The 18,264-nt window shown below is 71.6% G+C and carries 19 protein-coding genes and 1 pseudogene; 13 read left to right on the top strand and 7 right to left on the bottom strand.

The window, feature by feature from the left end:
• Positions 1–71 precede the first annotated feature (71 nt).
• Genes AWC19_RS18020 through AWC19_RS18010 form a run of 3 tightly spaced genes read right to left on the bottom strand, consistent with a single transcriptional unit; the run spans position 72 to position 1,467 of the window.
• On the bottom strand, positions 72–863 hold the full coding sequence (locus tag AWC19_RS18020; protein ID WP_085079422.1) for a phage antirepressor: 792 nt from the start codon (positions 861–863) through the stop codon (positions 72–74).
• Complete coding sequence (locus AWC19_RS18015; RefSeq protein WP_033725655.1) at positions 860–1,237, bottom strand: GIY-YIG nuclease family protein; 378 nt, start codon at positions 1,235–1,237, stop codon at positions 860–862. The genes AWC19_RS18020 and AWC19_RS18015 overlap by 4 nt, the downstream gene beginning before the upstream one ends.
• A complete protein-coding gene (locus tag AWC19_RS18010; RefSeq protein ID WP_085079421.1) occupies positions 1,234–1,467 on the bottom strand; it encodes a helix-turn-helix domain-containing protein in 234 nt (77 codons plus the stop codon). Before AWC19_RS18010 ends, AWC19_RS18015 begins: the two co-directional genes overlap by 4 nt.
• Before the next feature lie 126 nt (positions 1,468–1,593).
• Between AWC19_RS18010 and AWC19_RS29705 the strand changes: the two genes are divergently transcribed.
• Both AWC19_RS29705 and AWC19_RS18005 read left to right on the top strand, forming a co-directional pair.
• Positions 1,594–2,160, top strand: coding sequence for a helix-turn-helix domain-containing protein (locus tag AWC19_RS29705; protein ID WP_158090907.1), 567 nt, complete (start codon positions 1,594–1,596; stop codon positions 2,158–2,160).
• A pseudogene (locus AWC19_RS18005) lies at positions 2,061–3,233 on the top strand (amino acid permease); the annotation flags it as partial. The gene AWC19_RS29705 and the pseudogene AWC19_RS18005, both read left to right, overlap by 100 nt.
• Before the next feature lie 78 nt (positions 3,234–3,311).
• Here AWC19_RS18005 and AWC19_RS18000 read toward each other — a convergent pair.
• Positions 3,312–3,707, bottom strand: coding sequence for a nitroreductase family deazaflavin-dependent oxidoreductase (locus AWC19_RS18000; RefSeq protein WP_085079420.1), 396 nt, complete (start codon positions 3,705–3,707; stop codon positions 3,312–3,314).
• Positions 3,708–3,844: 137 nt separating this feature from the next.
• Between AWC19_RS18000 and hemL the strand changes: the two genes are divergently transcribed.
• Genes hemL through AWC19_RS17965 form a run of 7 tightly spaced genes read left to right on the top strand, consistent with a single transcriptional unit; the run spans position 3,845 to position 11,131 of the window.
• Positions 3,845–5,179 carry a glutamate-1-semialdehyde 2,1-aminomutase gene (gene hemL / locus AWC19_RS17995; RefSeq protein WP_085079419.1) on the top strand — a complete coding sequence of 445 codons (1,335 nt, stop codon included), beginning with the start codon at positions 3,845–3,847 and terminating at the stop codon, positions 5,177–5,179.
• Positions 5,179–5,787 carry a histidine phosphatase family protein gene (locus tag AWC19_RS17990; RefSeq protein WP_085079418.1) on the top strand — a complete coding sequence of 203 codons (609 nt, stop codon included), beginning with the start codon at positions 5,179–5,181 and terminating at the stop codon, positions 5,785–5,787. The genes hemL and AWC19_RS17990 overlap by 1 nt, the downstream gene beginning before the upstream one ends.
• A 47-nt stretch (positions 5,788–5,834) precedes the next feature.
• Positions 5,835–6,422 (top strand): TlpA disulfide reductase family protein, encoded by a 588-nt coding sequence (locus AWC19_RS17985; protein WP_211284947.1) that lies wholly within the window; start codon positions 5,835–5,837, stop codon positions 6,420–6,422.
• On the top strand, positions 6,419–7,204 hold the full coding sequence (locus AWC19_RS17980; protein ID WP_085079416.1) for a cytochrome c biogenesis CcdA family protein: 786 nt from the start codon (positions 6,419–6,421) through the stop codon (positions 7,202–7,204). The genes AWC19_RS17985 and AWC19_RS17980 overlap by 4 nt, the downstream gene beginning before the upstream one ends.
• Positions 7,205–7,260: 56 nt before the next feature.
• The gene (locus AWC19_RS17975; RefSeq protein WP_085079426.1) at positions 7,261–8,838 is read left to right on the top strand and encodes a cytochrome c biogenesis protein ResB; all 1,578 of its coding nucleotides are present in this window, start codon (positions 7,261–7,263) and stop codon (positions 8,836–8,838) included.
• Positions 8,835–9,812, top strand: coding sequence for a c-type cytochrome biogenesis protein CcsB (ccsB, locus tag AWC19_RS17970; RefSeq protein WP_085079415.1), 978 nt, complete (start codon positions 8,835–8,837; stop codon positions 9,810–9,812). The genes AWC19_RS17975 and ccsB overlap by 4 nt, the downstream gene beginning before the upstream one ends.
• 38 nt (positions 9,813–9,850) lie before the next feature.
• On the top strand, positions 9,851–11,131 hold the full coding sequence (locus tag AWC19_RS17965; RefSeq protein WP_372508543.1) for a MinD/ParA family ATP-binding protein: 1,281 nt from the start codon (positions 9,851–9,853) through the stop codon (positions 11,129–11,131).
• A 17-nt stretch (positions 11,132–11,148) separates the two neighbouring features.
• On the opposite strand, the gene AWC19_RS29265 is transcribed toward AWC19_RS17965, so the two are convergent.
• A complete protein-coding gene (locus AWC19_RS29265; protein ID WP_142281274.1) occupies positions 11,149–11,307 on the bottom strand; it encodes a hypothetical protein in 159 nt (52 codons plus the stop codon).
• Positions 11,308–11,352: 45 nt separating this feature from the next.
• On the opposite strand from AWC19_RS29265, the gene AWC19_RS17960 reads away from it, so the two are divergent.
• Positions 11,353–11,715, top strand: a complete 363-nt coding sequence (locus AWC19_RS17960; protein ID WP_085079414.1) for a DUF4229 domain-containing protein — start codon at positions 11,353–11,355, stop codon at positions 11,713–11,715.
• Between the two features lie 198 nt (positions 11,716–11,913).
• Here AWC19_RS17960 and AWC19_RS17955 read toward each other — a convergent pair whose 3' ends face one another.
• Entirely contained in the window at positions 11,914–12,795 is an 882-nt protein-coding gene (locus tag AWC19_RS17955; protein WP_085079413.1) for a 1,4-dihydroxy-2-naphthoate polyprenyltransferase, read from the bottom strand.
• Positions 12,796–12,829: 34 nt separating this feature from the next.
• Here AWC19_RS17955 and AWC19_RS17950 point away from each other — a divergent pair, with 34 nt between their 5' ends.
• Both AWC19_RS17950 and AWC19_RS17945 read left to right on the top strand, forming a co-directional pair.
• Positions 12,830–13,606 (top strand): S-methyl-5'-thioadenosine phosphorylase, encoded by a 777-nt coding sequence (locus AWC19_RS17950; protein ID WP_245849095.1) that lies wholly within the window; start codon positions 12,830–12,832, stop codon positions 13,604–13,606.
• Positions 13,603–14,634: an NAD-dependent epimerase/dehydratase family protein gene (locus AWC19_RS17945; RefSeq protein ID WP_085079411.1), complete on the top strand. Its 1,032-nt coding sequence runs from the start codon at positions 13,603–13,605 to the stop codon at positions 14,632–14,634. Before AWC19_RS17950 ends, AWC19_RS17945 begins: the two co-directional genes overlap by 4 nt.
• Before the next feature lie 6 nt (positions 14,635–14,640).
• Here the strand turns inward: AWC19_RS17945 and AWC19_RS17940 are convergent, their stop codons facing one another.
• Positions 14,641–16,293 carry a DUF7937 domain-containing protein gene (locus AWC19_RS17940; RefSeq protein WP_085079410.1) on the bottom strand — a complete coding sequence of 551 codons (1,653 nt, stop codon included), beginning with the start codon at positions 16,291–16,293 and terminating at the stop codon, positions 14,641–14,643.
• A gap of 257 nt (positions 16,294–16,550) precedes the next feature.
• Here AWC19_RS17940 and AWC19_RS17935 point away from each other — a divergent pair, with 257 nt between their 5' ends.
• The gene (locus AWC19_RS17935) at positions 16,551–18,254 is read left to right on the top strand and encodes a DUF7159 family protein (RefSeq protein WP_085079409.1); all 1,704 of its coding nucleotides are present in this window, start codon (positions 16,551–16,553) and stop codon (positions 18,252–18,254) included.
• The last annotated feature ends 10 nt before the right edge of the window (positions 18,255–18,264 follow it).

Genomic DNA, 18,264 nt, shown 5'->3' with positions numbered 1-18,264 from the left:
GATGATCGACACGCACGCCGCGTACAGCGCGGCGATGGCCACGACGATCAGCGAGACGCGCAGGACGCGGGTCATGACGTCGCCGCCAATACCAGCTGCGCCGAACCAGCACCCCCGAGCCGCTTGTGCAGCTCGTTGAGACCCTTCGGCGTGATCCGCACCGTCGGCTCAGGCACAACCCGCTCGCCGCGGCCTTCATGCCAGTACGGCTTGCCGACCTTCTCGGTCAGGCGCCCGCAGTCGACCTGCGACTGGTAGGCGCGCCAGCGGTGGCCGTGGCCGCGATAGACCCAGCCCTCGGCGCACATGAACGAGAACAGCCGGTCCCGACCGATGTTGATGTTGGGGTCGCGGCTGAGCACCTTGGCCGCGTCGGCGACCTCGTAGTCACCGGCCGAGTCGGCCAGCTCCGTCCACGACGATGCGAGCGGCGCCAGCTCGGCGACCTTGGCCTCGGCGCGCTCGGCGCGTTCCTCAGCCTCGATGACCCACTTCGCGAGCTCCTTTTTCGATGGGAGCTGGCGCGCCGCCGCCGGGTGGTGGCTGTAGCTTCCGGTGCGCCGGATCTCAGGCAGCACCTTGTGCGTCACCCAGCGGCGGAACTTCGCCGCCTCCTTCTTGTCGCAGCGCAGCACCAGCGAGTAGAGACCCGACTCGGTGACCGTCGTCATCTGCTGCTGGCCACCGGGGGTGTCAATCGGATTGACCCCCTTCTCGTCGGGGTCCAATCGCGCGAGGGCCATCGACACGTTGGACAGGCCGATCGCGGTGCAGACGTCCCGGGCGACGAATCGGGGTTCGCCGTCGACCAGCACGACACGGACCGGCTCGTGCTCGAATTTGAACAACTGAAGTGCGGTCATCGAGCGCCTCCGAGAACGAACCCTTGGAACATGTCCAGGACGGCGGAGCGACGGGCCTCCACAGCAGCGCGGTCGGCGCGCGTCATCGGCAGCGTCTCTGCTTCGCCGACGGCGCTTTCGTAGGGGAGCGCGATGTACTCGCGTCGATTGTTGGGACCGCCGAGCGCCATCAGCTCGCGTTCGTTTGCGCGGGCCTCGACATGCGGCTCAGAGACCCACACGCGTCCTGTGGACTGGCCATATCCAGCCGCTTCGCGGCGGAGGTTCGCGATGCGGCGGTCTGGCTGCTTGGTCACTCCGACCTTGACGCCGCGGCCGACGATCTCCAAGACGTACAGGTGCAGTTCTGCCCCGTCGACCAGGTCGGCGCTCATGACGCGGCCTGCACTGCGTCGCCGACGAGCCGGTCCAGGGGGACGCCCAGCACGGCGGCGATCGTTTCGAGTTCGCCGACGTCGAAGGCCTTTTCTCCGGAAATACGTCGGGAGAGCGACTGCTGCGATATCTTGAGCCGTTCGGCTACTGATGCCTGGGTTTGGTTGGCGCGTGCCATTTCGGCGCGGACGTTGGCCCCTACTCGCTTATCGAGTGGATCACTTGGCATGGCGACCGTTCTACTCTCTTAGAGAGTCGTGCGCAAGGGCAACACGTCGCCAAATTCACGCAAATGTTGCGTAGGCTACATCGTGAATGGTTGCGAATACTCGGTGAGTGAGTAGAGTACGCAGCTATGACCACTTTGATCATGATCGACGGGGCCGCGGACGAACCCGCTGCCGCCGCGATCAACCGGCGCCTGCGGCAGGAATTCGCAGGCAGAGGGCTCAGCGAGACAGCGGCCGCCGAGCTGGGCGGCCGCAAACAGCAATGGCTATCGCGCCGACTGACCGGAGTGACCGACTGGGCAGTCGGCGAACTCGTTCACTTCTGCAACGCGCTCGGACTGTCGTTCACCTACATCACGACCGGCATCCGGGAAGTGCCGCCGATGCCGCCCAACCCGCCGGCGCCCGCCATAAACCCTTCCAGGACCCAACGCCGGGGCGGCCAGCTACTCCGGCTCCCCACACAGGCTGAGGTCAGCGACGCCGTCGACGACAACGCTCTCGCCTACCTCCGGCTCGCCGACGAAGCGCCCGTCGAGGAGCTGGTTGACCCTCATCGGCGGTCGACTGGGTCGGGGGGCCCAGCCGGGGAGCCAACCAGCAAACCGGATCGTTCGCCGACTACGCCGGGCGGGCCTTGGGCGGCTGGGCGGGGTTCTCGGTCGCCTGGCTGTATTGGTACTTCTGGGTGATCGTCGTCGGGTTCGAGGCCGTCGCCGGGGGCAAAGTCCTGGGCTACTGGTTCCACGCGCCGCTGTGGCTGCTGTCGCTGTGCCTGATGGTGCTGATGACCGCGACCAACCTGTTCTCGGTGTCTTCGTTCGGCGAATTCGAATTCTGGTTCGCCGGAATCAAAGTCGCGACGATCGTGGCGTTCTTGGTCGTCGGCACGCTGTTCGTTCTGGGATTGCTCCCCGGGCATGACGCGGATTTTTCCAACCTCACCTCGCGCGGCGGGTTCTTCCCCAAGGGCGTCGGGGCGGTGTTCGCCGCCATCGTGGTGGTGATCTTCTCGATGGTGGGCGCCGAGATCGTCACCGTCGCCGCCGCGGAAAGCCGCGACCCGGCGCTTGCGGTGCAGCGCGCCACCCGATCCGTGGTGGCCCGCATCGGGGTCTTCTTCGTCGGCTCGGTGTTCCTGCTCGCGGCCATCCAGCCCTGGGACTCGGTGGAGGTGGGCGCCTCCCCGTACGTCGCCGCGCTCAGGCACATGGGCCTGCGCGGCGCGGACCAGGCGATGAACGCGGTGGTGCTCACCGCGGTGCTGTCGTGCCTGAATTCGGGCCTGTACACGGCGTCGCGCATGCTCTTCGTGGCCGCCGACCGCGGCGAGGCGCCGGCCCGGCTGGTGCGGCTCAGCAGGCGCGGGGTTCCCCACGTCGCGATCCTGTGCTCGTCGGCGATCGGCTTCGGCTGCGTCCTGATGGCGTGGCTCGCGCCCGGCACGGTGTTCCTCTTTTTGCTCAACTCCTCGGGCGCGATCATCCTGTTCGTCTACTGGCTGATCGCGCTGTCGCAGATCATCCTGCGGCGCCGCACATCTGAGGAAAAGCTACGGGTCAAGATGTGGTTCTTCCCGGTGCTGTCCGTCCTCGCGCTCGCCGCCATCACCGCCGTGCTGGTCCAGATGGCCTTCGACCGCGCGGCGCGCAGCCAGCTGTGGCTGAGCCTGCTGTCGTGGGCGGTGGTGGTGGCGGTGTACTTCGTCGCCCGCGCCCGCGGCCGCCGGAGGGCGTCAACCCGCGGGAGCCCGCGCCCGGCGTGACCGAAGCGGGCCGAGGCGCTGCAGATCAGCTCGGTGGCGGCTTCAGTCATTGGGCCCCTATACCCCGTGCTGGCCCGGTCAGCCGGTCTTGGTGAGCACGACGGCCTCCTCGAACGGCAGCCTGGCGACGATCCGCCGGGCCCGGCCCGTGACGTACCCCGCGGCCTCGGCCTTGCTCACCACCTTGGGGTCGGAGATGCCGAAGGTCTTGCTCTTGCGGCGCATCCGCCCGCCGCCCGCCGCTTTGAGGTTCTTCAGCCAGTCGCGGTCGGGGCCGTAGCTGAGCATGATCACCACGCCCGGTTTGCCGTCGACGTCGGCGCTGAACACGTTCACCGGGGTGCGGTACGTCTTGCCCGAACGCCGGCCGACGTGTTCGACAATTCCGAACGACGGGAGCCAACCCGCCCACATGCGCTGAATCGGGTTGGTGACGTGGCGGTTGAACCGTGCGAGCCCCTCAGGCAGTTTCATGCCGCCAATCCAACTCGGCCGCGCTGCCGACATCAAGACGCCCGCCGGGAGCCGGCGACAACGCGCGCGCCGCCCGGCGGCCGTTGCTGCTACACCCTGTAGTTGAACGATCCGGCGAGGCTGGGACACTGGTCGGCATGGGTAGCAGTGACCAGGCGACCGCGCACGCCCCGGCGGCCGCGGCGGCCTCGGCCAGGCTTTTCGAGCAAGCCTGCGCCGTCATCCCCGGCGGGGTGAACTCGCCGGTGCGCGCGTTCACCGCGGTCGGCGGCACCCCGCGGTTCATCACCGAGGCGCGCGGGTGCTGGCTCACCGACGCCGACGGCAACCGCTACGTCGACCTGGTCTGCTCGTGGGGGCCGATGATCCTGGGCCACGCCCACCCGGCCGTCGTGGACGCGGTCACCCGGGCGGCCGCCTCGGGCTTGTCGTTCGGGGCGCCGACCCCCGCGGAGAGCCGGCTGGCCGCCGAGATCATCGACCGGGTGGCGCCCGTCGAGCGGATCCGCTTGGTCAACTCCGGCACCGAGGCCACCATGAGCGCGGTCCGGCTGGCCCGCGGGTTCACCGGCCGGGCCAAGATCGTCAAGTTCTCCGGCTGCTACCACGGCCACGTCGACGCGCTGCTCGCCGACGCCGGATCCGGGGTGGCGACGCTGGGTCTGCCGGCGACGCCCGGGGTCACCGGCGCCGCCGCGGCCGACACGATCGTGTTGCCCTACAACGACATCGCCGCGGTGCGGCGGGCGTTCGACCGGTTCGGCGACCAGATCGCGGCCGTGATCACCGAGGCCAGCCCCGGCAACATGGGCGTCGTCCCCCCGGGGCCGGGCTACAACGCGGCGCTGCGGGAGATTACCGCCGAGCACGGCGCGCTGCTCGTCGTCGACGAGGTAATGACCGGGTTCCGGGTCAGCCGAAGCGGTTGGTACGGAATCGATCCCGTCCCCGCGGACCTGTTCACGTTCGGCAAGGTGATGAGCGGCGGGCTGCCGGCTGCCGCGTTCGGCGGGCGCGCCGAGGTGATGCAGCGGCTGGCGCCGCTGGGTCCGGTGTATCAGGCCGGCACCCTGTCGGGTAACCCGGTGGCGGTGGCCGCCGGGCTGGCCACGCTGCGCGCCGCCGACGACGCGGCCTACGCCACCCTGGACGCCAACGCCGACCGCCTCGCCGGGCTGCTGTCCGACGCCCTGACGAAAGCCGGTGTGCCGCACCAGATTCCGCGGGCCGGCAACATGCTCAGCGTGTTCTTCTCCGAGGCGCCGGTGACCGACTTCGCCTCGGCCCGGGCCAGCCAGACCTGGCGCTTCCCGCCGTTCTTCCACGCCCTGCTGGACGCCGGCGTCTACCCGCCGTGCAGCGCGTTCGAGACGTGGTTCGTCTCGACGGCGCTCGACGACGCCGCCTTCGAGCGGATCGCCGACGCGCTGCCCGCGGCCGCCCGCGCCGCGGCGCAGGAGAGGCAGCCCTGATGGCCGAGCAGACCCGGGTCCACGTGGTGCGCCACGGCGAGGTGCACAACCCCGACGGCGTCCTCTACGGCCGCCTTCCGGGCTTTCACCTCTCGGAAAACGGCAGGGCGCAGGCCGCGGCCGTCGCCGACGCGCTGGCCGGCCGCGACGTCGTCGCCGTCATCGCGTCCCCGCTGCAGCGGGCCCAGGAGACGGCCGCCCCCGTCGCCGCCAAGCACGACCTGCCCGTGGACACCGACCCGGACCTGATCGAATCGGCGAACTTCTTCGAGGGCCGCCGCGTCGGCCCCGGCGACGGCGCCTGGAAGGACCCGCGGTTCTGGTGGCGGCTGCGCAACCCGTTCACCCCGTCGTGGGGCGAGCCCTACACCGAGATCGCGGCGCGCATGACGACCGCGGTGGACAAGGCCCGCGCCCGCGGCACCGGCCACGAGGTGGTGTGCGTCAGCCACCAACTGCCGGTCTGGACGCTGCGGCTGCACCTGAGCGGCAAGCGGCTCTGGCACGACCCGCGGCGGCGCCAATGCGGGCTGTGCTCGATCACCACCCTGATCTACGACGGCGACCGGCTGGCCGGCATCGAGTACTCCGAGCCCGCGGCGCCATGACCGCGTCGGCGACGATGCAGAGCGAAGCGATGCGGAGGAGCGGCGCCATGACCGCGCGACGGCTGGCGATGGCTGGAGCGGCGGTGGCCATCGTGCTGGCCGGCTGCTCCGGCCGCGACGCGGTGGCCCAGGGCGGCACCTTCGAATTTGTCTCGCCGGGCGGCAAAACCGACATCTACTACGACCCGCCGGGCAGCCGCGGCCGGCCGGGACCGCTGTCGGGGCCGGACTTGGCCGAGCCCGCGCACACCCGGTCGCTGGACGACTTCGCCGGGCAGGTCGTCGTCATCAACGTCTGGGGGCAGTGGTGCGGCCCGTGCCGGGCCGAGGTCGGCCGGCTGCAGCAGGTCTACGACGCCACCCGGGCCGCCGGGGTGTCTTTTCTCGGCATCGACGTCCGCGACAACAACCGCCAGGCTGCCCTGGACTTCGTCGACGACCACCACGTCAGCTACCCCTCCATCTACGACCCGGCGATGCGCACGCTGATCGCCTTCGGCGGCAAGTACCCCACCACCGTCATCCCCTCCACGCTGGTGCTGGACCGCCAGCACCGGGTGGCCGCGGTGTTCCTGCGCGAACTGCTGGCCCAGGACCTGCAGCCCGTCGTGCAGCGGGTGGCTGGCGAACGATGACGGGCTTCACCCAGATCGCCGCCGCCGGCCCGCTGCTGGCGGCGCTCGGCGTGTGCCTGGTGGCCGGCCTGGTGTCGTTCGCCTCGCCGTGCGTGGTGCCGCTGGTGCCCGGCTATTTGTCCTACCTGGCGGCCTTGGTGGGCGTCTCGGAGGAAGTGCAGCCCGGCTCCGGCGCGGTCAAGGCCCCGCCGGCCGCGCGCTGGCGGGTTGCCGGGTCGGCGGCGTTGTTCGTCGCCGGGTTCACGACGGTGTTCGTGCTCGGCACGGTCGCCGTGCTGGGCATGACCACCACGCTCATCACCAATCAGCTTGTGCTGCAACGGGTCGGCGGGGTGCTGACCATCGCGATGGGGCTAATCTTCGTGGGCCTGATCCCCGCGCTGCAGCGCCAGGCGCGTTTCAGCCCGCGGCAGGTGACGACGGTCGCGGGCGCGCCGCTGCTCGGCGCGGTGTTCGCCCTCGGCTGGACGCCCTGCCTGGGGCCGACGCTGACCGGGGTGATCACCGTGGCCTCGGCCACCGACGGCGCGAACGTCGCGCGCGGCGTGGCGCTGGTCGTCGCCTACTGCCTGGGCCTGGGGATCCCGTTCGTGCTGCTGGCGTTCGGCTCGGCCGGCGCGGTCGGTGGCCTGGCGTGGCTACGGCGGCACACCCGCGCGATCCAGGTCTTCGGCGGTGCGCTGCTGATCGCGGTCGGCGCCCTGCTGGTGACCGGGCTGTGGAACGACTTCATCTCCTGGCTGCGCGACGCGTTCGTCTCCGACGTGAGGCTGCCGATTTGAGCGCGCTCGCGGGCGTCGCCGCCAAGGCCCGCAACACCTGGCGCGCGCTGACCTCGATGGGCACCGCGCTGGTGCTGCTGTTCTTGCTCGCGCTGGGCGCGATACCCGGCGCGCTGCTGCCGCAGCGCAGCCTCAACGCCGGCAAGGTCGACGACTACCTGAGGGCCCACCGGGTGATCGGGCCGTGGCTGGATCGTCTGCAGGCCTTCGACGTGTTCTCCAGCTTCTGGTTCACCGCGATCTACGTGCTGCTGTTCGTGTCGCTCGTGGGTTGCCTGACCCCGCGGATGATCGAGCACGCCCGCAGCCTGCGCGCCACCCCGGTGCCCGCCCCGCGCAACCTGGCCCGGCTGCCCAAGCACGCCGGCACCCGCCTAAACGCCGCCCCCGACGAGCTGAACGCGCTGGCCGACACCATCGCCAGCCGGCTGCGCGGCTGGCGCACGGCCATCCGCCGCCCCGACACGGCCGGCGCCGGCACCGTCGAGGTGTCCGCCGAGAAGGGCTACCTGCGCGAGTTCGGCAACATCGTCTTTCACTTCTCGCTGCTGGGCCTGCTGGTCGCGGTGGCCGTCGGCAAGCTGTTCGGCTACGAGGGCAACGTCATCGTCATCGCCGACGGCGGCCCCGGGTTCTGCTCGGCGTCGCCGGCGGCGTTCGACTCGTTCCGCGCCGGCAACACCGTCGACGGCACCTCGCTGCACCCGATCTGCGTGCGGGTCAACGACTTCCAGGCGCACTACCTGCCGTCGGGACAGGCCACCTCGTTCGCCGCGGACATCGACTACCAGTCGGGCCGCGACCTGGCGGCCAACACCTGGCGGCACTACCTGCTCGAGGTCAACCACCCGCTGCGCGTCGGCGGCGACCGCGTCTATTTGCAGGGCCACGGCTACGCGCCCACCTTCACCGTGACGTTCCCCGACGGGCAGACCCGCACGTCGACCGTGCAATGGCGCCCCGACAACCCGCAGACGCTGCTCAGCTCGGGCGTGGCCCGCATCGACCCGCCCGCCGGCAGCTACCCCGGCCCGGCCGAGCGCCGCCAGCACGAGATCGCCATCCAGGGCCTGCTGGCGCCGACCGAACAGCTCGACGGCACCCTGTTGTCGTCGCGGTTCCCGGCACTCAACGCGCCGGCGGTGGCCGTCGACATCTACCGCGGCGACACGGGCCTGGACAACGGGCGGCCCCAGTCGTTGTTCACGTTGGACCCGCGGCTGATCGAGCAGGGCCGGCTGACCAAGGAGAAGCGCGTCAACCTGCGCGCCGGCCAGCAGGTCCGCATCGACGCGGGCCCGGCCGCGGGCACCGCTATCCGCTTCGACGGCGCGGTGCCGTTCGTCAACCTGCAGGTCTCCCACGACCCCGGCCAGACCTGGGTGCTCGTCTTCGCGATCACGATGATGGCCGGGCTGCTGGTCTCCCTGCTGGTGCGTCGCCGCCGGGTGTGGGTTCGGCTGACCGAGGCCGCCGACGAGGCGGCCGGTACGGTGAACGTCGAACTGGGCGGCCTGGCGCGCACCGACAACTCCGGGTGGGGTGACGAGTTCGAGCGGTTGACCGAACGGTTGTTGGCGGGTCTGGACGAGCCCGCCGCGTCCAAAAGGAGTTCTCAGGTGGACGTCAAATGAACACCCTGCACGTTAACATCGGGTTGGCGCGCTATTCCGACTGGGCGTTCACCTCGGCGGTGGTGGCCCTGGTGGTCGCCCTGCTGCTGCTGGCGTTCGAGCTGGCCTACGTCGGCGGCCGCCGCGCCGAGCGCCGTGAAAAGGTGCTGGCCGGCTCGGTGACCGCCGACAGCGCCGTCCCCGGCATCGTCGAGGACGCCCCGGCGCGGCCGCTCGACGAGCGCGTCGGGCGGGCCGGGCTGGCCGTGGCCTACCTCGGCGTCGGGCTGCTGCTGGCGTGCATCGTGCTGCGCGGGCTGGCGACCGTGCGGGTGCCGTGGGGCAACATGTACGAGTTCATCAACCTGACGTGCCTGTGCGGCCTGGTCGCCGGCGCCGTCGTGCTGCGCCGCCCGCAATACCGCCCGCTGTGGGTGTTCCTGCTGGTGCCGGTGCTGATCCTGCTGACCGTCTCCGGGCGCTGGCTCTACGCCAGCGCCGCGCCGGTGATGCCGGCGCTGCAGTCCTACTGGCTGCCCATCCACGTGTCGGTGGTCAGCCTGGGCTCCGGGGTGTTCATGGTCGCCGGCATCGCGAGCATCCTGTTTTTGCTGCGCACGTCGCGGTTCGGCGACCCGGACGCCGACGGCGCGCTGGCCCGGATCGTCCGGCGGTTCCCGGACGCGCAGACGCTGGACCGCGTCGCCTACCGCACCACGATTTTCGCGTTCCCGGTGTTCGGCTTCGGGGTCATCTTCGGCGCCATCTGGGCCGAGGAGGCGTGGGGCCGGTATTGGGGCTGGGACCCCAAGGAGACGGTTTCCTTCGTGGCGTGGGTGATCTACGCCGCCTACCTGCACGCCAGGTCGACGGCCGGTTGGCGGGACAAAAAGGCGGCCTGGATCAACGTCGCGGGCTTCGTGGCCATGGTCTTCAACTTGTTCTTCGTTAACCTGGTCACCGTGGGCCTGCATTCGTATGCGGGCGTGGGATGACAACCAGCAACCGACCCAAGTAACACACGCAAGGGGGAGTGCACGTGTCCGAGCATCCAACCAGCGGCGTGGGGGCGCCGGACCAGCAGACCGCGCAGCTGCCGCCGCAGCAGGCCCCCGCCGAGCCGCAGCCCGAGCCGAAACCCGAGCCGAGCCCGGAGGCCCCCACCCGGGCCTTCGCCGGGTTCCGCACCGAGCGGCGACCCTCGCCGCCGCCCGCCGGGCCGCGGCCCGCCGGGATGCCTCCCTGGGATCCCACGCCGGTGACCGGCATCCCGCGGGTCGACCCGACGGCATTCGGGGCCTACTACAACGGCCCGGCCGAAGCACCGCCCGCCCCGGCACCGGCGCCGTACCGCCCGGAGCCGGTGCCGCACACGCCCTACCCGGAGCTGTCCACCGGCATGCTGTTGCGGCCGGTCAAGCCGCCGCCATCGGAGGGCTGGCGCCGCTGGCTCTACGAGGTGTCCGGGCACCTGATCAACCTCGGGGAGAGCCCGCGGGCCGCCCACCACAACAACCTCGTCGCCCAGGTCAACCGGCCGCTGCGCGGCTGCTACCGGATCGCGCTGCTGTCGCTGAAGGGCGGGGTCGGCAAGACCACCGTCACCGCGACGCTGGGCTCCACGTTCGCGTCCATCCGCGGCGACCGGGTGGTCGCCGTCGACGCCAACCCCGACCGCGGCACCCTGAGCCAGAAGATCCCGCTGGAAACGTCGGCGACCGTGCGTCAGCTGCTGCACGACGCCGGCGCCATCGAGCGCTACAGCGACGTCCGCCGCTACACCTCCAAGGGCCCGAGCGGGCTGGAGGTGCTGGCGTCGGAGAACGACCCGGCCTCCTCGGAGCCGTTCAGCGCCGACGACTACGCCCGCACCCTGGAGGTCCTGGAGCGGTTCTACGGCCTGGTGCTCACCGACTGCGGCCCCGGGTTGCTGCATTCGGTGATGTCGTCGGTGCTACAGAAGGCCGACCTTCTGGTCGTGATCAGCTCGGCGTCGATCGACGGCGCGCGCAGCGCGTCCCAGACGCTGGACTGGCTGGACGCCCACGGCCACGAGGACCTGGTCCGCAACTCGGTTGCGGTGATCAACGCGGTGCGCTCGCGGACCGGCAAGGTCGACATGAACAAGGTGATCGATCACTTCTCGCGTCGCTGCCGAGCGGTGCGGCTGATCCCGTTCGACCCCCATCTCGAGGAGGGCGCCGAGATCGATCTCGATCGGCTGAAGCGGCCCACCCGCGAGGCGCTGACCGAGCTGGCGGCCGTCGTGGCCGACGGATTCCCGGGCGATCAGCGCAATCCGGGCGTGGTTTAGAGGAACCTTGGAGGGTCCTAGAGCGGTTTGTCCCCGTGACCTAACCGCCGCAAGAACTCCGGATCGTCATCGGGACCGATCACCCGAGTCGTGGGCCGGTGGACTTGTGACCGCGCCGCGCGCCAGCCAACGTAGATCAGCGTCCCCAGAACTAGGACGAGCAGCAGGTAGAGCACTCAACACCTCCTTGGACGAATATACGCGCGCCGTAGGCTCGGGTTGTGTCAGAAGGCGCTAGCGACAATGTCGCCCGGGGCAGGGCGGATCGCTCCGGAAACCGCGTGGTCATCGACGTTTTGGCGTATGCCGCGGCGCGTCTGCTGCTGGTGGCGGTGCTCAGCGGGGTGATCTACGGCGTCGCCCGGCTGTTGGGCGTCACCGAGTTCCCCGCCGTCGTCGCCGTGCTGTTCGCGCTGATCATCGGCATGCCGCTGGGCATCTGGATGTTCGGCCCGCTGCGCCGGCGGGCTACCGCCTCGCTGGCGGTCGCCGGGGAACGCCGGCGCCGCGAACGCGAGCAGCTGCGGGCCCGGCTGCGCGGCGAGGCGGTGCCCGGCGAGGAGCCGGGGCAATCCGGCGCTTAGCTTCGCGCCGCGTGCATTTACGGCGGCGAGTGTGCATCTACGGCGGCGAGTGTGCATCTACGGCGGCGAGTGTGCATCGTGGGCGTTGCGTGTGTACCCACGGCGGCGACACGCTGGGCGGCGACGCCCAGGCCGCACGCTCAAAGCCCTGAGCGCACACTCAACGCCCTGACCGCACTCTCAACGCCCAGGCCGCACTCAACGCCCAGGCCCGGCGAGCGCCAGCGCCGCCGCCACCGCGACCGCCCACACCACCATCGCCAGCCCGGTGTCGCGCAGCACCGGGATCAGTTCCGGCCCGCGGCGCCCGGAGCGCACCGGGCCCGCGGCGCGCACGGCCAGCGGTGTGCCCACCAACCCCATCGCGCACCACGGCGTCGCCGCGGTCAGCCCGAGGGTCAGGACGCCGGCGGTGGCCAGCAGCGCCTGGTAGAGCACCCGGGTGCGGGCATCGCCAAGCCGCACCGCCAGCGTGATCTTGCCGGACACGGCGTCGGTGGGGATGTCGCGCAGGTTGTTGGCGACCAGCACCGACGACGACAGCGCGCCGATCGCCACCGCCAGCACCAGCCCCACCCAGTCCACCCGCAGCGCCTGGGTGTACTGGGTGCCGAGCACGGCGGTGAGGCCGAAAAACACGAATACCGCCACCTCGCCGAGACCGGCATAGCCGTAGGGCTTCGACCCGCCGGTGTACAGCCACGCCCCGGCGATGCAGGCCGCCCCGACCGCGATCAGCCACGGCTCGCTCAGCAGCGCCAGCGCCACCCCGGCCGCCGCGCCCACCGACAGGCTCGTCATTGCCGCGGTCAACACCGCGCGCGGCGTCGCGAGCCGCGCCCCCACCAGCCGCACCGGCCCGGCACGCTCGTCGTCGGTGCCGCGGATGCCGTCGGAGTAGTCGTTGGCGTAGTTGACGCCGACCACGAACGCCAGCGCGACGACCAGCGCCAGCAGCGCCTTCCACCACACCGCGGCGTGCAGCCACGCCGCCGCGCCGGTGCCGGCGACCACCGGCGCCACCGCGTTGGGAAGCGTCCGGGGCCGCGCCCCCGAGACCCACTGCGCGAAACTGGCCACCAGGGCATCCTGCCCTATGCACCACAATGGGCGGGTGCTTGGAGTCATCGGCGGCAGCGGCTTTTACACGTTCTTCGAGTCCGACACCCGCACCATCGACGTGGACACCCCATACGGGCCGCCCAGCGCGCCGGTCACGGTGGGCGTCGTCGCCGACCGCGAGGTCGCCTTCCTGCCCCGCCACGGCGCGCGTCACCAGTTCTCGGCGCACACCGTGCCGTACCGGGCCAACATGTGGGCGCTGCGCAAGCTCGGCGTGCGGCGGGTCTTCGCGCCCTGCGCCGTCGGCAGCCTGAACCCCGCCAACGGGCCCGGCGCCGTCGTGGTGCCCGACCAACTGGTCGACCGCACCACAGGCCGCGCGGACACCTACTTCGACTCCGGCGGCATCCACGTCGACTTCGCCGATCCGTACTGCCCGGCCCTGCGCGCCGCGGCCACCGGCCTGCCCGGCGTCGTCGACGGCGCCACCATGGTGGTGATCCAGGGGCCGCGCTTTTCCACCCGCGCCGAGAGCCGCTGGTTCGCCGCCGCGGGGTTCGGGCTGGTCAACATGACCGGCTACCCGGAGGCGGTGCTCGCCCGCGAGCTCGAGATGTGCTATGCCGCAATCGCTTTGGTGACCGACCTGGATGCCGGGGTGCGGGCCGGCGAGGGCGTCAAGGCGGTCGAGGTGTTCGCCGAATTCGAGAAGAACATCGAGCCGTTCAAAGAGCTGGTGCGCGCGGCGATCGGCCGGGCCCCCGCCGAGAACGCGTGCACGCACTGCCAGCCGCACGCCGGGGTCACCCTGCCGGTGCGGCTGCCATGAGGGTGCTGCTGACCGGCGCCGCCGGCTTCATCGGGTCACGGGTGGACGCGGCGCTGCGCGCGGCCGGTCACGACGTGGTCGCGGTCGACGCGCTGCTGCCCGCCGCGCACGGCCCGAATCCGGTGCTCCCACAGGGATGTCACCGCGTCGACATCCGCGACGGTGCGGCGCTGGCGCCGCTGCTGAACGGCGTGGACGTGGTGTGTCACCAGGCGGCGATGGTGGGCGCGGGCGTGGACGCCGCCGACGCGCCCGCCTACGGCGGCCACAACGACTTCGGGACGACGGTGCTGCTGGCGCAGATGTTCGCCGCCGGGGTGCGCCGCCTGGTGCTGGCCTCGTCGATGGTGGTCTACGGCCAGGGCCACTACGCCTGCCCCGACCACGGGCTCGTCGACCCGCCGCCGCGCCGGCGCGCCGACCTCGACGCCAAAATCTTCGAAAACCGTTGTCCCGCCTGTGGTCTCGACGTGGCCTGGCGGCTGGTCGGCGAGGACGCCGCGCTGCGCCCCCGCAGCCTGTACGCGGCCAGCAAGACCGCGCAGGAGCATTACGCGCTGGCGTGGTCGGAGGCGACGGGCGGCGCGGTGGTGGCGCTGCGCTACCACAACGTCTACGGTCCCGGCATGCCCCGCGACACCCCGTATTCCGGGGTGGCGGCGATTTTCCGCTCGGCGCTCGAAAGGGGCGAGCCGCCAAGGGTTTTCGAGGACGGCGGCCAGATGCGCGACTTCGTCCACGTCGACGACGTCGCCGCCGCCAACCTGGCGGCGATATCGTTCGCGACCCAAGGCTTCGCGGCGTTCAACGTCTGCTCCGGGCGGCCGATCTCGATCCTGGAGGTGGCCAACGCCCTGTGCGACGCGCGCGGGGACTCCGTTTCCCCGGTGGTCACCGGCCAGTACCGCAGCGGCGACGTGCGCCACATCGTCGCCGACCCGAGCCGCGCCGCCCGCGAGCTGGGTTTCCGCGCGGTCATCGACCCGAGCGAGGGCATTCGCGAATTCGCCTTCGCGCCGTTGCGTTAGCCCGCTCTAGGAGTCCTGCGACGGCCGGAAGATCCGGGGCCTGTGCACCGGGATCTTTGAGGTGGCCGAGTCGTCGCCCCGGAAGATCCGGGGAGAGCGGGCCGGCTGCGGTATCACGCCGGTCGGCGCCTCCATGTCCTGGCCGGTCGGGATGCGGGTGGTCGCCGCGGACGACGGCGGGCCGCCGAGGCCGGCGGGGATGCGCGTCGTCGGGCCGGCATCGCGCTGGGCGCCGGGGCGGGCGGCGCGCGGGCGGGCCGCCCGGCGGCGCCGGCGGCGCCGGGCGCTCAGCTGGCCGGTGATGATCGCCGCCGCGAGGATGCACAGCGCCAACGCGCACAGCGCCACGTCGAACGTGCTGGTGATCTGCTGGGCGAGGTTGTTTCCGTACACCGGGTTCGGCGCGGGGGCGTTGGGGATTTCGGCGAACCGGGGGGCCAGCGCGAGCCCGACGACGACGCGCGTGACGCTCAGCGTGGCGACCAGGCCGCACAGCGCCGAGATCAGCCGCGCCGACACCGCGTCGTTGGCCAGGTTGATCCGCAGCCAGATCGCGAGCACCGCGGTGGCCAGGTCGAACGCCGCCATCACCAAGGTGTCGTATCGGGAGAACGGGTAGTTCAGGGTCACGGCCACGACGAGGTCGGTGATCCGCATGACCATCGAGCCCAGGCACCACACCGTGATGAGCAGCAAGCCGTTTCGGGCCGCCGCGCGCCAGGCGTTCTCCTCGGTCGCCGACGCGTCCCGGCGGGCCAGCAGGGCGCGGGGCGCGAAGATCGCCGCGGCCGCCGCCCATGCGAGGTAGCCCTCGAACCCGACCCCGGCCGTCGAGGTGTTCTGCGCGATGCCGTGGAACGCGTCGATGTCGCGGCCCACGGGCAAAAACCAGACCAGGATCCCGGCTATCAGCGTCGAGGCGCCCAGCGCGACGGTCGCCAGTCGGGAGGCCCGGGTGTTGCGCACCAGCCACTGGGAGCCCACCACGACGGCGACCAGCGCCACCACCCCGTAGACCACCGCGGTCACGATGACCGCGATGTTCTGCTTGCCGAAGTCGCCGTGCAGCGCGTAGCGCACCCGCCAGAACAGGTTGAACAGGAAGCTCAGCGCGGCGCCGACCATCGACGCGTAACCGATGATCCGGGCGGACCTGAAGTCCTCGCCGTCGGCGGCCGGGCCGGTGACCACCGGTTGCGCGCTCAGCAGCGAACCGGCGACGCCCAGCCACGCCCCGGGCCCCACGCCGCCGGGCACGTGCACGCTGCCGCCGAAGCGGACGGTTTCGACCACGTCGAACACCACGAAGCCGAGCACCAGCACGGCGTAGGGGACGTTCAGCCACAATCGCAGCCGCCCCGCCAGCGCGGGATCGAACCGCCCGCCCGACGTCCTCCAGGAGCCGGCCACCGCGATCGAGCCGAGGGACAGCACGGTCGCCACGAACGTCAGCGCCAACGCGACTTTGTCGCTGCCCGGGACCCCGATCCCGACGTAGAGGTTCCACGGCAGCATCAGCGCGACGACGAGCAACGCGGCCGCGGTCAGGTCGGCGGCGATGCTCCACCGGCGGTTCGGCCCGCCGGCGCCGGGCGGGGCCGTTTGCTGCGCGCGCCCGCGGATGGGGCCGGTCGGGGCGTCGTCGCTGCTCTGACTCACGGTTTCCCCCGGGGCTCGAGGACGGTTACTGGCGGCGCAGCTTGGGTGGCGGGCCGGGGGAACCCCCTGCCGCGCCGCCGTCGTTGCTCACTTGGAAACATAATCTCCGTTCGGGCGGCGCGGCAGTGTCGAGAACGCGGTTCTGCTGCGCTGATCGGCGAACGTTGTGGACCGAATGACTGTTTACTGCCGACGCTATCGCAGTGTAATGATGCGGGAGATGCTGGTGGTGGGGTAGCCAGCCGAAGGAGTGCGGGATGGACGTCGTATTGGGGGTCGCCGTCACCGGCCCCGTTGCCCGCCTAGCGCTTGTCGGGTCGGGCGGGCGGGGCGCCGAGGTGATCGACCAGTCCACGGTCGACCTGGCCGGCAACCCTGTCGACGCGCTGACCCAAACCGTGGCGGGCACCAACCGGTTGCTGGCCGACGAAAACCATCGGCTCGTCGCGACCCGGCTCTGCTGGGACGACGCCGCCCAGGCCGACCGGCTGCGGCGGGCGCTGGAGGATTCCGGCGTCCGGGACGTCGCGGTGCTGTCGGAGTCGCAGGCGGTCACGGCGCTGATGCGCGCCGCCGGGCGGGCCGGCGGTGTCCTGGTGGTCAACGACGAAACGGCGTCGCTGTCGCTGGTGGGCGACGCCGACGCGCCGCCGACGATGCTGGCCAGCCAGCCCCTCGGCGGCGACGCGGGCGGCCCGGGCGGTGACGCCACCGCCGCGTTGGACACGATGATGGCCCGGCTGACCGAGCAGCCCGGCGCGCCGCAGGACGTCTACCTGGTGGGCGCGTCCTCGAACCTCGACAGGGTCGCCGACCAGCTTCGCGACGCGTCGACCATGAGGGTGGAGATCCCCGACGATCCCACGTTCGCGCTGGCCCGCGGCGCGGCGCTGGCCGCGGCGCCGTCGATTGTCGCCGGCGCGGACGCGACCGCGATGGCCCCGGCGGCCGGGTTCGGCGCGGACGCGACCGCGATGGCCCCCGCGGCCGGTTCCGCCGACCAGACGGGGTACGCCCCGGTCACCGGTCCCGGTGCCGAGGAACCGCAGCTGGCCTACTCGCAGGCCGCCGAGGGGGAGCCGTACGCCGGCGAGTACGGACCCGAATTCGACGAGGAGTACGGCGACGTCGACGATCCCGAAACCGGGCCGGCCCGGCTCAGCCGCCGCTCGTTGGTGCTCGGCAACGCCGTCATCGCGTTCGCCGTCATAGGGTTCGCGACGCTGGCCGCCGCGGTGGCCATCACCGTCAGGCCGACCGCGAGCCAACAGCCGGTGGTCGGGCATCAGAACGCCGCGCCGGGCAAGTTTATGCCGCTGCTGCCGACGCAGCAGCAGGCCCCGGTGCCGCCGCCCCCGCCGGATCAGCCCTTCGCCGGATTCCAGGGCGGCGTCGTTCCGGACGCCAACGGCTACCTTCCCGCGCAGGTGGTGTCGCCCGGCTCCGGTGGGGCGCCCGCCGCCCCGGTCGGTCCGGAGACCCCCGGGACCCCGGGGTTCGTGCCGAACCCGAACCCGGGTGTGCCGGTGCCGGTGCCGATCATCGTTCCGTATCCGGGCTGGCGGCCGCCCTACACGCCGCCGCTGGGCCCGACGACCACCCCCACCACGACGACGCCCACCACGACGACGCCCACCACGACCACGACCCCGACGCCGACCACCACGACACCGACCACCACCACGCCGCAGACGACCACGGAACCGACGACGACCACGGAACCGCCCTCGACGACGACCGCGGCGCCCACCACCAAGGCGCAGACCACGGTGGCGCCGACGACCACCGTCGCGCCGCAGACCCAGACCCAGCAGACCGTGACTCCCAAGCCGCTGCAGCCGACGCAGCAGCAGACCGTGGCTCCCAAGCCGGTGCAGCCCACGCAGCAGCAGCCCGTGGCTCCCAAGCCGGTGCAGCCGCCGCAGCAGGCGCCGCGGGCCGGGCATCTTCCCGGGTTCTGATCGCGGTCCG

It is taken from the genome of Mycobacterium palustre, assembly GCF_002101785.1.
Classification (GTDB): Bacteria; Actinomycetota; Actinomycetes; order Mycobacteriales; family Mycobacteriaceae; genus Mycobacterium; species Mycobacterium palustre.
The sequence above is the reverse complement of the archived record's forward strand: the minus strand, read 5'-3'. Positions and strand labels throughout refer to the sequence as shown.